Source organism: Buttiauxella cochleicola (assembly GCF_021282405.1).
GTDB classification, from domain to species: Bacteria; Pseudomonadota; Gammaproteobacteria; order Enterobacterales; family Enterobacteriaceae; genus Buttiauxella; species Buttiauxella massiliensis.
Genome location: NZ_JAJSOU010000003.1, coordinates 31,570 through 46,987, shown reverse-complemented (window position 1 = coordinate 46,987; position 15,418 = coordinate 31,570). Strand labels below are relative to the sequence as shown.

Below are 15,418 nucleotides of genomic sequence, written 5' to 3'. Positions count from 1 at the left end.
CTTATTTTTTAATAACTAGTCGGTAAACGATTGACTGATTTAAGCTTACCTTTGTCCATCTCAATATAATTACCTTTGCGTAAAGCAGATAAAATTTCCGCAATAACTGAGCGTGATATTTTAGTTCTTTTTTGTACAAACGTTATGACACCTGTACGCTCACGTAATTCAGGACTCCATGAATCCATAATGAGCAAGGTCGCTCGAATTTGAGAATACTTTGATGCACCAATGAAACGAGCATCACGACTCTCAAGACTATGTAATAGGAAGGTGGTCCAGTGACAAACCTGTTGCCACAGTTTATTTCTTTCGATGATTTCTAATGCAAGGCTTACGGGAATAGTAAATCCCTGACAATCAGTTTGAGTAATTACTCGGTATTTAAATTGAGAAGGTTTCAATATATTTGCCAGGCCAATACATGTTGGCGCCGATATAAGATCCATCAAAAGTCCATCAACTTCTCGATGTAGTACAATCGTCCCCTCACTAAAGAACAAAATAAGTTGCTCGTTATCTTCATTGAACATCCCTAATTCACTGTCTGCAGGCAAATTGAACCTCTTGCCTGCGTCCACCAACCTGCTGCGAATAGCTTCGAGCTGGGTTAATGGTTTCATATGCATAATCGATATTCCTTTATCTTAAGAGCCACAAGAAAATGCCTGTCTCTATTCGAGACAGGCATTTATTACTGTTAATATATTCATATTAGATATGGTTCAGATTATCGTTTGAACCACGTCATTCATTATATTATTACCAGATGTACTTAACACCAACATTTGCTGACCAATCCTGATCAACATCGCCACCACCGAGATAGTTAGTGTCAGCATAAGCTGCGAAGTTTTTGGTAAAGCTGAACTGGCTACCCAGACCTACACGTACAGCTGAACCTTCAACACCATTGTCGATGTCATCACCGTTGACATTAGCACTGTTGCCGTTTGAATCATCATAGACGTACGCCAGTTTGAAGTAAGGAGTCAGAGCTTGATCACCGTAGTTGAAGGTGTATCCCGCATCCATACCCAACTCATAACGCATGCTGTCATATGACTGGCTACCCACTTTCATATTATTACTAAGTTGATAGTTGTCGCCATCCTGGAACAAGCCAGAGATAGAAGCATATGGAGTCAGGTAACCTTGCTGATTAATCTGCCAGTCATAGCCGAGTTTCATACCGAAGCCCCAGGCATCAGAAGAAATATCGCCATCAACCGCAGATCCGTTACTCATGCGTGCAGTCAAATCGTTGCTGTAGTGGCTATAGCTCAACGTTGAATCCAGGAAAATATTGTTCTGGAAACGAGCTGAAGAGTAGATACGAGCAGATTGGCTGTCTTGATCGACATTACCGCTGTTATCGCTGATGCTGCCTTTCGCAAAGCCTGCTGCTGCACCGATAGTCCATTTAGCCGAGTTGCCGTCGATCTGCTTATCCAAACCAACCATGATGCCATTTACGTCTTGATCGTAGTTCAGCGTGCCGTTATCGCCAGAGAAGCCACCGCCGATATAAGTAACCCAGGCACCACCAGTATCACCATTTGGAGTATGGCGACCATTCGCCAGACGAGTCGCCAGAGCGTCTTGTTCCAAATTCCAGGTATTAGTGTTAGCTGAAGGGATGCTTAACGCCATATTAGCGTAATCAGTCAAACGATCCTGCTTCAGAACTACAGTGTTACCTTTCTGCTCAGCTTGGTAGGTGTAGGCACCCAAGTCAGCTTTATTAGCAGCAGAGAAGGTTGCAGTGCTGTTCTTGTCGTTAACATAGACCAGCTCGTTACCTTTATAGTCAGCAACAGAACCTGTACCAGTCGCGTTGTCGATACGCACTTTATAGTTACCGGTAGCAGCAGCTACGACGTCACCTGCGTTATCAACTTCGTTTTGGCCTGCTTCTGTGTGATTTGTGTCATAAGCGTCGCCATTGCCATTAATGGTCAGGTGACCATCAGAGTTCATAGCGACAACACCATAGCCATAGTTAGACTTAGAAGTATCGTTCGTACGGTCATTGCTCAGATCAGCATCAAGCACATAACGGTTACTATGAATGTCGAACGTACCTGCATGGATGTTGCCTGCACTATCAGTTGTGCTGGTTACATTCAGTACATCAGTACGGAACGAACTAACATTAGACTGATCAGTTTTCACATCAAACAGACCATTGTTGGTCACAGTGATTGTGTTTGCATACAAAGCAGCATCAGCAGCAGTCCAGCCTGCAGACACATCACTAGCGAGAGATACTGTACTATTATTGATAGTCAGAGAATCTGTTGCAACATGACCATCTTCACCGATATTCAGAGAAGAACCGCCGGTCAAAGCAATTGAGTCAGAAACCAAGGAAGAATCTACAACATTTACCCGAGAACCGCTGTTGATGCTCAATGTATCAATCAGAGATGCTTTAGTCGTATCCCATTCTGAACGCCCATTCAACGTAACGTTGAACAGACCGCTCTGATAAACTTCGTTACCAGCAACGTGACCTTCATTGTATGCAGTATCAGAGTTATCGATACCGAAAGTTGATGATGGCCATAGGCTATTAGCAGTGATATCGATCAGTGTTGCAGTTGCATCGGTACCTGATGCGGAACTGTCGTAAATACCATCACCATCAGTATCCACCTGATGAACAGACATTGCTGCACCGACCCATTTGCTACCATTATTTAGGGTAACATCCATACGGTCGGTACCATCCCAGCCGTTAGTATCAACACTTGCATCTGTATCGCGATAAGAATCAGCACCATTCGGGAAGAAGTTCTCATCAAAGTTACTTGAGAAGAGAACATCACCCATCAGCGTGGAATTGCTGAGGTTAACAGTTGTCTGCATGGCATTGTCAGCATTCGGGTTGGCAATTGCAGAGATCGCAATATCATCACGAGTAACAGTGTTGCTATAATCACTTGCATTCTTGGTATTACCAAACCAACCAGATGTACCTTCATCTGTCCATGAACCTGAAGTCACGGTAGAATCGGCCACAGTAATGGTATTATTGAACACCTCACCGCTATTTACGCCAGTACTAACAGTGTTGTCATCAATATCTTCCCACTCATAACCCTGAGTCAGCGTAATACCCGCAACGTGTGAGTTATTTTTAATGGATAGATCAACTTCCTGATCCAGAGTGATGGCTGTACCTTTATTGTATACATTTATAATATGCGTATCTGCTGCATCATTATACGTACCGTTATAGGTATAGTGTTCGTAGTTGTCATCAATCGTTGAATTATCAACTGTCAGCGTCAGACGGTCGTAAACATAACCAGTAGTGCGGTCAACACACTCAGTTGTCATACAATCAGAAGTTATCATACCGTGAATGGTACTATTTGCGATTGTCAGACTGTTGTTATTGGTGTTGGTAGAAATACCATCATCAAGGTAATATGTGGAAATAACACCATTTACGGTAGATTTATTGATTACTGGGTAAATATTTCCATTGTAAACACTGTCAGTACCATAGTTATTCCAGCCCACATACCCCTGATAGTAAACACCGTCAGCGAAAGTAGAATCATTATAGTGAACGTATGTATTGTATGTCGTACCTGAGATATCTTTACTTGCAGCATGTGCCTGAGAAGCAATTGCCAAAGTGCAGGCTAATGCAAGTTGTGATACAACGAGTTTCTTTTTCCAAGAGTGCATTTATCATCCCTCCTCAGGGACTAGAACTTATGTTGGTCCATCAATAGTCAATGCAATAAGCGGTTATCACTAATAGATGTAATGATGTTAGCGGAAAGATTATTATGCCCCGATAGCGAATGGTTCAATTAATTTATTTAGTAAGTACGAAAAAAGACAAATATCACAAAGATGCCGCAAGCACTTATGACCAATAATTACCTATATATTAACGACATGCAAAAATATAAAAGCAAATCATATATAAAATGTATCAATCACCTTTATTAATATATTATTTAAATGAAGTGAATTAACATTAAGTTAGTGTGATATGTAATATAGACAACATGTAAATAACTGATGGTTTTTATACGCAGAAGTACAGAATTGAACAGTAGAGATATTGATTCATTTCAAAATCAAATGTGCTAGATGCATTTAATTTAAGAAAGTGATAGGTAATACATATAAGCTTATAATTTCCAGATTTATATGTATTACCTTTGATTCACTTATGCGCGAATGGTATCGTCGCCGAATCCGATCCATTTATAAGTCGTCAGTGCTTCAAGACCCATTGGACCACGTGCGTGAAGTTTTTGTGTACTTACGGCCACTTCAGCACCTAAACCAAACTGGGCGCCGTCGGTGAAACGCGTTGAAGCATTCACGTAAACAGCTGAAGAATCGACTTCATTCACAAAGCGATTCGCGTGGCTTAACGTACGCGTCAGAATTGCATCTGAGTGCTGTGTGCCGTGCTGCCGAATGTGATCGATAGCGTCATCAATATCAGCGACAACTTTCACATTCAGATGCAATGACAACCATTCATCGTCGTAATCTTCTGCTTTCACTGGCAGCACTTCTGCCGGCCCGTTTTGCAAAAGTAGCAACGATTTTTCATCCGCATGTAACGTAACGCCAGACTCTGCCATTTGCTTACTTAAAGCCGGTAGGAAAGTTTCGACAATTTCCTGATGCACCAGCAAAGTTTCCACCGTATTACAGGTGCTTGGGCGTTGTGTTTTCGCATTTACGATGATTTTCAACGCAGGAGTAAACTCCGCACTTTCATCGACAAAAATATGACAAACACCGATACCACCCGTTATCACCGGAATGGTGGATTGCTCACGGCAAAGTTTATGCAGACCAGCACCACCGCGCGGAATTAACATATCTACGTAGCGATCCATGCGCAGTAACTCGCCCACCAAGGCGCGATCCGGGCTTTCAATCGCCTGAACGGCCGCCGCTGGTAAACCGCACTCCATTAGAGCTTGCTGAATAACTTTTACTGTCGCGGCGTTTGTACGCCATGTTTCTTTACCACCACGTAGAATCGCTGCATTACCAGTTTTTAGACACAATGAGGCTACATCAACCGTTACGTTAGGGCGGGCCTCATAAATTACCCCTACGACACCTAATGGAACACGGCGACGTTCGAGACGCAGGCCGCTATCAAGCAAGCCCCCATCTATTACCTGACCAACAGGATCGGCCAAATTGCAAACCTGGCGAACATCATCGGCGATGCTTTTCAGACGTGAAGGTGTAAGTTGTAGGCGATCGAGCATCGCTTCACTCAAACCATTGGCTTTTGCTTCAGCTAAATCCTGCTCGTTGGCCGTTAAAATACCTTCAGCTTGTTCTTCCAGATAATCTGCAATTCGTTCCAGCGCACGATTTTTTTCGCGACTGGAGAGCAGGGCCATCTGATAAGAAGCCGCTTTAGCGGCTTTGCCCATTTGTTCCAGCATTACCTGCTCCTTAATTAACAATCATATCGTCACGATGAACCGCTACTGGGCCGTATTCGTAGCCAAGGATTTCACCGATCTTTTGAGAGTGATGGCCCGCAATACGACGTAAAGCATCGCTGTTATAGCGGCAGACCCCATGGGCAATATCACGCCCTTCGAGGCTACGAATGCGAATAACTTCTCCACGAGAGAAGTTGCCTGTCACATTTTTGATACCCTTGGGCAGTAAAGAACTACCACGTTCAAGGATCGCGGCCAGCGCGCCATCATCAACTGTAATTTCACCGGCTGGCGGTGCGCCAAATATCCAACGCTTACGATTTTCTAACGGGGACTGCTGCGCATGGAAACGTGTTCCGACAGGAGTCCCTGCCATCACATCACCAATAACGCCAGGTTTGCTTCCTGCCGCAATCACAACATCTATTCCAGCACGGCAGGCAACATCAGCTGCTTGTAATTTAGTGCCCATACCACCGGTCCCAAGCCCGGAAACACTATCACCGGCGATGGCGCGCAGCGCATCATCAATACCATGGACTTCTTTAATTAATTCAGCGGCTGGATTATTACGTGGATCAGCAGTGAATAACCCTTGTTGATCTGTCAGCAGGAGTAACTTATCGGCACCCGCAAGAATAGCGGCCAGCGCAGAAAGGTTATCGTTATCGCCAACTTTAATTTCTGCCGTCGCAACAGCATCGTTTTCATTGATTATAGGTACGATATTGTTGTCCAGCAGCGCTCGCAGGGTATCTCGCGCATTCAGGAAACGTTCGCGATCTTCCATATCGGCACGCGTGAGCAGCATCTGCCCAACATGAATGCCATAGATAGAAAATAGCTGTTCCCAGAGTTGGATCAACCTGCTTTGCCCAACAGCGGCCAGTAATTGTTTCGACGCAATAGTTGCGGGGAGTTCGGGGTAGCCCAAATGCTCACGTCCTGCGGCAATCGCCCCAGACGTCACAATAACGATACGATGCCCGGAGGCATGAAGTTGTGCACATTGGCGCACCAGCTCAACAATATGAGCCCGATTCAGGCGGCGTGAGCCACCGGTTAATACGCTCGTGCCTAGTTTTACCACCAGCGTCTGGCTGTCACTCATGATTCTCTGCCGTGTTAGCGAAATTGGAAATTTAAAATGCCAAATGACGTTGTAACAGGAGTCGCGATGAATGCCAACTGCCCCGGCACGGAAAACGGTTAACTTCGCGTAAACGATCGATAACCGTAACGGCAAATTTTGACAATTTCATGACAAATATAAATTATTACGTTTATTTAAACTTTCTCTTACTATGTCATAAAACTTTCATCTCAAGGCGATAAAACTCTCTGCGTTTTTTAACGGGATATTTCCCGATTAAATTTTAGCGCGCATACATCATTGGGATGAGAAAATGAAAAAAAGCACACTGGCATTAATGGTATTGGGTTTTCTGGCGTCATCAACTTCTTCGCAGGCAGCGGAAATTTATAATAAAGATGGCAATAAACTCGACCTTTACGGAAAAGTAAAAGCAGAACACTATTTAAGTGATAATAACGCTGTAGATGGCGACCAATCTTATGTCCGCCTGGGGTTTAAAGGCCAGACTCAAATTAACGACCAACTAACTGGTTTCGGGCAGTGGGAATATCAAGTTGCCGCTAACAAAGCCGAAGGTGATGTTAATACAACCAAAACTCGCCTGGCATTTGCTGGGTTAAAAGCGGGTGATATTGGTTCATTTGATTATGGTCGTAACTACGGCGTGTTGTACAACATCGCTTCCTACACCGATATGATGCCTGAGTTTGGTGATGATTCTTACACCAAAACCGATAACTTTATGACTGGCCGTGCTAATGGTGTTGCGACCTATCGCAATAACACCTTCTTTGGTCTGGTTGATGGCCTGAAGCTTTCCCTGCAATATCAAGGAAAAAACGAGAATGACGGCCGTGCAGCCAGCAAACAAAACGGTGACGGTTTTGGTACTTCACTGTCTTATGATATTGGCGATACTGGCCTGACAGTTGGTGCGGGTTACGCCAACTCCAACCGTACTTTGGCGCAGAAAAACCAGGCTTACGGCAAGGGTGAGAATGCCGAAGCCTGGACTACCGGCGTGAAATATGACGCGAATAAAGTGTATCTGGCTGCAATGTATGCCGAGACACGTAATATGACGCCAATTTCTGGTACGGCATCAATTAATGGAATAAATAGTAGCATTAGCGGCTTTGCAAATAAAAACCAGGCATTCGAAGTTATTGCACAGTATCAATTTGATTTTGGACTTCGCCCATCACTTGGTTATGTCCAGTCAAAAGCCAAAGATATTGAAGGAATCGGTGATGCCGATTTAGTGAAATATATCGATGTCGCTGCGACTTATTACTTTAACAAAAACATGTCTACTTATGTTGATTACAAAATAAACCAACTCAGTGATGACAATGCATTAAATCTGAATAGTGATGATGTTGTTGCAATCGGTATTGTTTATCAATTCTAATTAGAAAAAGAAAACCCCCATCCATCATGGGCGGGGGTTTTTTATTTCAGGCCGAAAGCTTTACTGGTTTTTCTGCAAAGTTTTCTGCAGGCACCAAACCCAGACCCAGAGTGCTTAATAACTCGCGCAGACGCTCATGGAAACCACGCAGTGTTTGCTCAAGTCTTTCATCTACTTCTTTGTCTTTTGCTGCTGTTGCAGTCCACTTACCATCTTTGTCGAACAGACCAAAATGGTATGTATAGGTAAATTGCTTTTCCTGCGCTTCCAGTTCCATCCACCAGCCCCAAAATTCACGTTTTTCTGGTGCAGGCTTCACATTAACGCACACAGCCAGGCAATCGAAGAAGAAACGGTTATCTTCACATTGCTCTTCCCGGATATATGGGCCAAGCGAGGCGAATTTTTTAATCAATCTACTTTTCGGGTGTCCACTCGGTAACGTCATTGCGATCTCCTGTTGTGAAGCAACTGTTTTACCAAACCAATGAAATTTAGCAAATCATTAACGTAATCTATGCTTGATCCATCCGGTAATTTCTTTCAGCGCTTTGTCAAAGTTGCGATACACCGGGTTAAACGGGATCGCTAGCAACTTACCATCCGCAGATGACGAAGTGATTAAACGAGAGTCTTCTTCCGGGCTGAACGGATCGTTTTCCCAATAACCAGATAGCATTGGCGTTGGGCAATGGCGCCCTAACAGTCCCTGGGTTTTTAATGAATAGCGATTCAACTCCACGCGCAAGGCGCTATCTGATGCATCATTCATCCCAAGGCGACTAGCCAGTACATCAATATACATCTCCGGTACCTGTGCCTGACGTGATGCATCGCTCAGTAAGCTATGAACAACAGGCCCAAGGCATGCCACAGCTTTCAAACGTGGTGCTTCGATATAGCCTAAGCGCACTGCGACGTTCGCGCCGAAACGGAAACCAAACGCTGCGACACGGGTATGGTCAATCCAGGGTATGTTTGGCAATGCTTTAAGCACATGCTGGTGCAACAGGCTGGAATCCTGAGTCAATTTCCATTTTGAAGAAAACCCGACCGATGGCATATCAATGGTCAACATCGCCATACCTTCAGGTGCAAAATACTTATCAAACAAGTTGTAATAATCGCTCTGCAAAGCGTCAAGGCCACCGCAAATTAACACAGTCGGGAATGGCCCCTGCCCTTCTTTTGGAAGGTGTAAGAATCCGGTTATTGTTCCGCCACCAGGAATTGGGAATTCAAGTTCGCGCAAGCCTCCAGAAAGACGTGGAGCAGCTTCTTCATACGCGCGATTTGCCAGAACTTGTGCCTGTTCTGCAAGTTGATCACCTTTCAGATGCGGGTAGGCTGCAATGCTATAAAGATTAGCGGCCTGTAACCAATACTTGCCGCTAAGCACCTTGTCTGTTTCCTGGTTAGCTCGCTGTTGCCATTGCATTGCTTGCTTTGACCATTCATAGATCCAGTTCCCACCACGATAGCCAATGACCGTATCAAATAACTCATCATTGGTACGTTCGGCCTGGCAAATGGCAATTCGCGACTGTACTTCGAGGATTTCAAGAGGATCGACACCGCGCCAAACCCAGAGCAGTCGGTTGATCATACGATACCACTGAGGGGCTGTTGCACCGTCCAGAGCAGACTGGATAACGGGGGCCGCTTGATGCTTAGCGCGCCGAACCAGAGTCGATGTTTCGGGGTGCTTAAATCTTGGTTTAAACAGGGTTTCGCTAAGATTGGCCTGTGACATCGTTTCTGCCTCCATACAAACGTCAGGAATGAGGCTATTGTACTCTGTCAGCATCCAAATAACACAAACGCCCGGCTATGCCGGGCGTAAATCAGTGCAAATTCTCAGGCTATTAATTAATAACTAAATCATTCGTGTCACAACAAGGCGGCAAGCGAGCGAATCCCCAGGAGCTTACTAAAGTAAGTGACTGGGGTAAGCGAGCGTAGCCAACACAGGTGTGACTCGAAGGATGACGGTTATTAACGACCAGCTAATGGTGGTACGAACACAACGCCCATATCCCACGGCTGTTCAATCCAGGTATCTTGCGGGATATCGATAACGTAATCATCAACCAAAGGCTGGCCAGCAGGCTTGGCGAAGATAGTGACGAAATGCGCTTTTGGATACATTTCACGGATAGCAACTGCGGTACCGCCAGTGTCTACCAGGTCATCGATAACGATGAAGCCTTCACCATCACCTTCAGCACGTTTCAACACGGTCAGCTCACGCTGGTTGTCGTGGTCATAGCTGGAGATGCATACAGTATCAACATGACGAATCCCCAGTTCACGTGCTAGCAGTGCGCCAGGAACCAGGCCGCCACGGCTAACAGCAATAATGCCTTTCCACTGTTCAGCAGGAAGCAGACGGCTTGCCAACTTACGCGCGTGAATCTGCAACATGTCCCAGGTGACGATGTATTTTTCGCTCATGTGAAATTATCCCAGCCAGTTATTAACGGCTTAAAAATGTTCAAAGGGGTTTTGGTTGCGCGAGATTATAGAGATCTGACGCACTAAAAACCAGTACTGTAGGCCTGTCTCCCTCGTTTTTACGTGCTTTAGGTCGTCACAGCCTTAGTTATAGTGGTATTCTCAGGCCAGCGCACAATGCTTACTTGTGTTGTATTTCATTAAGATCAATCCTGCGCTCTGCGAACCAAAATTGTCAGCAGAGTCGATGTCAAGGAGACTTATCGTGTCTGAATTGTCTCAATTATCTCCGCAGCCGCTGTGGGATATTTTTGCCAAAATCTGTTCTATTCCGCACCCTTCTTATCATGAAGAACAACTCGCGGAACATATTCTGTCCTGGGCAAAAGAAAAAGGCCTGCATGTTGAGCGCGACCAGGTTGGTAATATCCTGATCCGCAAACCTGCAACAGCTGGTATGGAAAACCGTAAAGCGGTCGTCCTGCAAGCTCACCTTGATATGGTGCCGCAGAAAAATAACGACACTGTTCATGATTTCACCAAAGACCCGATTCAGCCGTATATCGATGGAGAGTGGGTTAAAGCGCGCGGCACTACGCTGGGTGCGGATAACGGTATCGGTATGGCGTCTGCATTGGCAGTGCTGGCTGATGATTCCGTGTCTCATGGCCCGTTAGAAGTCCTGCTGACCATGACCGAAGAAGCGGGTATGGATGGTGCTTTTGGCCTGCAAGCTGGCTGGTTACAAGCTGATATCCTGATCAACACCGATTCTGAAGAAGAAGGTGAGATCTATATGGGTTGTGCTGGCGGGATTGATTTTATCTCCACGCTGCCACTGCAACGTGAAGCGATTCCAGCAGGTTACGAAACCTACAAACTGACCATCAAAGGTCTGAAAGGTGGTCACTCTGGCGCTGAGATCCATTTAGGTTTGGGCAATGCAAACAAATTGCTGGCGCGTTTCCTGTTCGCTCACGCAGCAGAACTGGATGCTCGTCTGATTGATCTGAACGGCGGTACGCTGCGTAACGCAATCCCTCGTGAAGGTTCAGCTATCCTTGCTGTACCTGCCGATAAAGCAGCACAACTCAAGCAATTGGCAGCGCAGTTCTTGTCAATTCTGCAAAATGAGCTGGGTGCCGTTGAAAAAAACACCACCGTTCTGGTTGAAGCGACCAGCACAGACAAATCTGCGCTGACAGTAAAAAGCCGCGAAGCTTTCATTAACTTGCTCAACGCAATGCCGAACGGCGTTATCCGCAATTCCGACGCTGTAAAAGGCGTAGTTGAAACCTCACTGAACGTGGGTGTGGTGACAATGACTGACGAAAGCGCAGAAATCATCTGCCTGATTCGTTCGTTGATTGATAGCGGTAAAGATTATGTGGTGGGCATGCTTCACGCACTGGGTCAGCTTGCTGGTGCAGAAAGTGTTGCCAAAGGCAGCTACCCTGGCTGGCAGCCGGATGCTAAATCCCCGGTAATGGCACTGGTTCGTGAAACTTACGAAAAGCTGTTCAACAAGACGCCAAACATCATGGTTATCCATGCCGGTCTGGAATGTGGTCTGTTCAAGAAGCCTTACCCTGAGATGGATATGGTTTCTATTGGGCCGACCATTACAGGTCCGCACTCGCCTGATGAACAAGTTCATGTTGCAAGCGTTGGCCAATACTGGATCCTGCTGACTGAGTTACTGAAAGCGATTCCAGCTAAATAAGCCAAATACATGTTGATCAAAACCCTCTCATTGAGAGGGTTTTTTTATAATCCCAGAACCAGTTGACGCTCCAACTGTGGGTCAAGTAACGTGACATGCAGCCCCACCAGCCTTACGCCTCGCCCTCCCCGGCGCTCTTCCCATGTTTTCTTCGCCGTTGCGATTAAATCGGCTTTATTTAGTTGCGGCCAGACATGTTCCTGAGTGGTTTGCTGGAAATCATTAAACTTGAGTTTGACTCCCTGACGAGCAATCAATAAATCTGGTTTCACCTTTTTCAGCCGTCGCTCAAGTTCAGCATAAAGCTGCTCAATAATGGCTTCACACTCACGCCATTCATGAATGTCTTCGGCCAATGTTTTCTCTACTCCAACAGATTTGCGCTGCCGTTCATTGTTTATCTCCCGCTCGTCAATGCCCTGGCTTCGCTCCCACAGTACCCGCCCAAATTTCCCAAAACGTTTGAGTAACGAGGCTAAATCAGTTTTTTGTACATCGGCACAGGTGCGCAGCCCCAGGCTTTCCAGTTTTCCAGCGGTGACTTTGCCCACGCCTGGAATCTTACCCAACGGCAAGGTTGCTAAAAATTCAGGGATTTCATCGGGCGTAATGACGTACTGCCCGTTAGGCTTATTAAGATCGGAAGCAATTTTGGCGAGAAATTTTACCGGGGCTATCCCCGCAGAGGCTGTGAGATTAAGTTCGTCGGAAATAGACTGGCGGATTTCCTTCGCCATCAATGTTGCGGAGCCTTGGCAGTTCAGGCTATCGGTAACATCCAGATAAGCCTCATCAAGCGATAGCGGTTCAATAAGATTGGTGTAGCGGCTAAATATCTCACGAATATGATTTGATGCATCTTTGTATGCGTCAAAACGCCCAGGCAGAAGTGTCAGGTGTGGGCATAATTTGAGTGCCATTGCAGTCGACATTGCGCTGTGTACACCGAATTTTCGTGCTGGGTAATTTGCGGTACTGATCACTCCACGTCGCTGCGCGCTGCCGCCAATCGCTAGCGGGATATCCCGCAAGTTGGGGTTATCACGCATCTCCACCGCTGCAAAAAAGCAGTCCATATCGACATGAATGATTTTACGCATACTTTTTCACACCAGTTATTTTACTGGATAAGTATACAGTCAATTAATAAAGAGTGGAAAGTGTGGAGCGAAGAAAACCTCCCGGCGATGCGGGAGGTTTCAGAAGGCTTACAAGATGCGGTTTTGCTGAAATTTTGCCTGCCGCTCCGCTCTCGCGATTCGCTTCTTACGCGCATCGCAAGGTTCAGGGCAGTTGCAGACTTTCTCCATGCCGAGCGCGGCAATACCACCGCAGCTACCCTGAAGCGCTTTACGCTTCACGATAACGCCGAGCGACATACCGAATATCACCAGAATAAAAATGGCGAAGGTGGCTAAAAATACCGTCAGCATAATGGCTCCCGTCAGCCGCCAAAGTCGTCGAGCATGATATTTTCATCCTCAACGCCCAGGTCTTTGAGCATTTTGATCACCGCTGCGTTCATCATTGGCGGCCCACACATATAGAATTCACAATCTTCCGGCGCCGGATGGCTACGTAGATAGTTTTCCAGCAATACGTTGTGAATGAAGCCGGTATAGCCCGTCCAGTTATCTTCTGGCTGTGGATCAGAAAGCGCCACATTAAAGCTAAAGTTCGGGTTCTCCTGCGCCAGCTTTTCAAACTCTTCTTCGTAGAACATTTCACGTAAAGAACGAGCGCCATACCAGAAGCTGATTTTGCGGGTGCTGTGCAGGCGTTTGAGCTGGTCAAAGATGTGTGAACGCATTGGTGCCATACCCGCACCACCGCCAATAAACACCATTTCAGCGTCCGTTTCTTTGGCAAAGAACTCACCAAATGGCCCGGAAATTGTCACTTTATCGCCCGCTTTCAGCGACCAGATATACGAGGACATAATCCCCGGAGGAGCATCTGGTACATTCGGCGGAGGTGTCGCGATACGCACGTTCAGCATGATAATGCCTGCTTCGTCCGGATAGTTCGCCATGGAATATGCACGAACACAGGGTTCTTTCACCACAGATTTGAAGCGGAACAGGTTGAACTTGTCCCAGTCACCACGGTATTCCTGTGGAACATCGAAGTCTTGATAGTTAACTTCATGCGGCGGGCTTTCAATCTGGATATAGCCACCAGCACGGAACGGCACCACGTCGCCGTCAGGAATACGCAGCTTGAGCTCTTTGATGAAAGTCGCTTTGTTATCATTAGAGATAACTTCACACTCCCATTTTTTCACGCCGAATATCTCTTCCGGCAGCTCAATTTTCATGTCCTGTTTCACAGCGACCTGACAGGCAAGACGGCAACCCTCTTTCGCTTCACGCTTGGTGATATGCGAAAGCTCGGTCGGTAGAATATCGCCACCACCTTCTTTAATGGTCACACGGCATTGCCCGCACGAACCACCACCGCCACAAGCCGAGGAGATGAAAATCCCCTGATTTGAAAGCGTGTTAAGCAGCTTGTCCCCAGCCGGAGCATGGAACTGCTTATCGGCTTCGTTGTTAATTTCAATCAGCACATCGCCGGAGTTCACAAGCTTTGATTTGGCAAACAGAATCAACAGCGCCAGTGCCAGAACGATTAGCGTGAACATCACCACGCCAAGAATAATTTCCATACGTTTTCGCCCTTATAGCTGCACACCGGAGAATGACATGAAGCCCAGCGCCATTAATCCAGTGGTGATAAAGGTAATTCCTAAGCCGCGCAATCCTGCGGGCACATTGGCATATTTCATCTTCTCGCGGATCCCAGCCATCGCGACAATCGCCAGCATCCAGCCCACACCGGAACCCACGCCATAAACGATGGATTCGCCAAAGCTGTAATCACGCTGCACCATAAACGACACGCCACCAAAGATGGCGCAGTTAACGGTGATAAGCGGCAGGAAGATCCCCAGCGCGTTATAAAGCGCCGGGAAGAAACGATCGAGGATCATCTCAAGGATTTGCACCAGCGCTGCAATCACACCAATGAAGGTGATGAAATTCAGGAAGCTGAGGTCAACACCTTCAACCAGTGCACCGTCGCGAAGCACAAGGTTATAAACCAGGTTATTCGCCGGAACAGCAATCCCTAAAACAACGGTAACCGCCACACCCAAACCAAATGCCGTGGAAACCTTCTTGGAAACCGCCAGGAAGGTACACATGCCAAGGAAGAACGCGAGCGCCATGTTTTCAATAAACACGGCACGCACAAACAGACTAATCATATGTTCCATAGTC

13 protein-coding genes are annotated in these 15,418 nt (G+C 46.3%); 2 read left to right on the top strand and 11 right to left on the bottom strand.

Annotated elements, in window-relative coordinates:
* Positions 1 to 8: 8 nt before the first annotated feature.
* From LVQ79_RS04610 to proB, 4 genes are all read right to left on the bottom strand, one after another.
* Positions 9 to 629 (bottom strand): helix-turn-helix domain-containing protein, encoded by a 621-nt coding sequence (locus tag LVQ79_RS04610; RefSeq protein WP_232864062.1) that lies wholly within the window; start codon positions 627 to 629, stop codon positions 9 to 11.
* Positions 630 to 762: 133 nt separating this feature from the next.
* Positions 763 to 3,702: an autotransporter adhesin EhaB gene (gene ehaB, locus LVQ79_RS04605; RefSeq protein WP_232864061.1), complete on the bottom strand. Its 2,940-nt coding sequence runs from the start codon at positions 3,700 to 3,702 to the stop codon at positions 763 to 765.
* 494 nt (positions 3,703 to 4,196) lie between these two features.
* Positions 4,197 to 5,450 (bottom strand): glutamate-5-semialdehyde dehydrogenase, encoded by a 1,254-nt coding sequence (proA, locus tag LVQ79_RS04600; RefSeq protein WP_232864060.1) that lies wholly within the window; start codon positions 5,448 to 5,450, stop codon positions 4,197 to 4,199.
* 10 nt (positions 5,451 to 5,460) lie between these two features.
* Positions 5,461 to 6,564, bottom strand: a complete 1,104-nt coding sequence (gene proB, locus LVQ79_RS04595; protein WP_064516501.1) for a glutamate 5-kinase — start codon at positions 6,562 to 6,564, stop codon at positions 5,461 to 5,463.
* A 295-nt stretch (positions 6,565 to 6,859) separates the two neighbouring features.
* Here proB and LVQ79_RS04590 point away from each other — a divergent pair, with 295 nt between their 5' ends.
* Positions 6,860 to 7,960, top strand: coding sequence for a porin (locus LVQ79_RS04590; protein WP_232864059.1), 1,101 nt, complete (start codon positions 6,860 to 6,862; stop codon positions 7,958 to 7,960).
* Between the two features lie 46 nt (positions 7,961 to 8,006).
* Here the strand turns inward: LVQ79_RS04590 and crl are convergent, their stop codons facing one another.
* The 3 genes from crl to gpt form a co-directional block, all read right to left on the bottom strand.
* Positions 8,007 to 8,408 (bottom strand): sigma factor-binding protein Crl, encoded by a 402-nt coding sequence (gene crl, locus LVQ79_RS04585; protein ID WP_232864058.1) that lies wholly within the window; start codon positions 8,406 to 8,408, stop codon positions 8,007 to 8,009.
* 57 nt (positions 8,409 to 8,465) lie between these two features.
* Positions 8,466 to 9,713, bottom strand: coding sequence for an esterase FrsA (frsA, locus tag LVQ79_RS04580; protein ID WP_232864057.1), 1,248 nt, complete (start codon positions 9,711 to 9,713; stop codon positions 8,466 to 8,468).
* Positions 9,714 to 9,955: 242 nt separating this feature from the next.
* Positions 9,956 to 10,414 (bottom strand): xanthine phosphoribosyltransferase, encoded by a 459-nt coding sequence (gene gpt, locus LVQ79_RS04575; protein WP_034457839.1) that lies wholly within the window; start codon positions 10,412 to 10,414, stop codon positions 9,956 to 9,958.
* Positions 10,415 to 10,679: 265 nt separating this feature from the next.
* Here gpt and pepD point away from each other — a divergent pair, with 265 nt between their 5' ends.
* Positions 10,680 to 12,137 carry a beta-Ala-His dipeptidase gene (gene pepD, locus LVQ79_RS04570; protein WP_232864056.1) on the top strand — a complete coding sequence of 486 codons (1,458 nt, stop codon included), beginning with the start codon at positions 10,680 to 10,682 and terminating at the stop codon, positions 12,135 to 12,137.
* 44 nt (positions 12,138 to 12,181) lie between these two features.
* Here the strand turns inward: pepD and dinB are convergent, their stop codons facing one another.
* From dinB to nqrE, 4 genes are all read right to left on the bottom strand, one after another.
* Positions 12,182 to 13,237 (bottom strand): DNA polymerase IV, encoded by a 1,056-nt coding sequence (gene dinB / locus LVQ79_RS04565; protein ID WP_232864055.1) that lies wholly within the window; start codon positions 13,235 to 13,237, stop codon positions 12,182 to 12,184.
* Between the two features lie 108 nt (positions 13,238 to 13,345).
* On the bottom strand, positions 13,346 to 13,570 hold the full coding sequence (gene nqrM / locus LVQ79_RS04560; protein ID WP_232864054.1) for a (Na+)-NQR maturation NqrM: 225 nt from the start codon (positions 13,568 to 13,570) through the stop codon (positions 13,346 to 13,348).
* 11 nt (positions 13,571 to 13,581) lie between these two features.
* Complete coding sequence (gene nqrF, locus LVQ79_RS04555) at positions 13,582 to 14,805, bottom strand: NADH:ubiquinone reductase (Na(+)-transporting) subunit F (RefSeq protein ID WP_232864053.1); 1,224 nt, start codon at positions 14,803 to 14,805, stop codon at positions 13,582 to 13,584.
* Between the two features lie 12 nt (positions 14,806 to 14,817).
* Positions 14,818 to 15,414 carry an NADH:ubiquinone reductase (Na(+)-transporting) subunit E gene (gene nqrE, locus LVQ79_RS04550; RefSeq protein WP_034461600.1) on the bottom strand — a complete coding sequence of 199 codons (597 nt, stop codon included), beginning with the start codon at positions 15,412 to 15,414 and terminating at the stop codon, positions 14,818 to 14,820.
* Positions 15,415 to 15,418 lie beyond the last annotated feature (4 nt).

Bases quoted from the DNA above. Each gene is read 5' to 3' on its own strand.
- LVQ79_RS04610 (WP_232864062.1), bottom strand. From the start codon at position 629: ATGCATATGAAACCATTAACCCAGCTCGAAGCTATTCGCAGCAGGTTG.
- ehaB (WP_232864061.1), bottom strand. From the start codon at position 3,702: ATGCACTCTTGGAAAAAGAAACTCGTTGTATCACAACTTGCATTAGCC.
- proA (WP_232864060.1), bottom strand. From the start codon at position 5,450: ATGCTGGAACAAATGGGCAAAGCCGCTAAAGCGGCTTCTTATCAGATG.
- proB (WP_064516501.1), bottom strand. From the start codon at position 6,564: ATGAGTGACAGCCAGACGCTGGTGGTAAAACTAGGCACGAGCGTATTA.
- LVQ79_RS04590 (WP_232864059.1), top strand. From the start codon at position 6,860: ATGAAAAAAAGCACACTGGCATTAATGGTATTGGGTTTTCTGGCGTCA.
- crl (WP_232864058.1), bottom strand. From the start codon at position 8,408: ATGACGTTACCGAGTGGACACCCGAAAAGTAGATTGATTAAAAAATTC.
- frsA (WP_232864057.1), bottom strand. From the start codon at position 9,713: ATGTCACAGGCCAATCTTAGCGAAACCCTGTTTAAACCAAGATTTAAG.
- gpt (WP_034457839.1), bottom strand. From the start codon at position 10,414: ATGAGCGAAAAATACATCGTCACCTGGGACATGTTGCAGATTCACGCG.
- dinB (WP_232864055.1), bottom strand. From the start codon at position 13,237: ATGCGTAAAATCATTCATGTCGATATGGACTGCTTTTTTGCAGCGGTG.
- nqrM (WP_232864054.1), bottom strand. From the start codon at position 13,570: ATGCTGACGGTATTTTTAGCCACCTTCGCCATTTTTATTCTGGTGATA.
- nqrF (WP_232864053.1), bottom strand. From the start codon at position 14,805: ATGGAAATTATTCTTGGCGTGGTGATGTTCACGCTAATCGTTCTGGCA.
- nqrE (WP_034461600.1), bottom strand. From the start codon at position 15,414: ATGGAACATATGATTAGTCTGTTTGTGCGTGCCGTGTTTATTGAAAAC.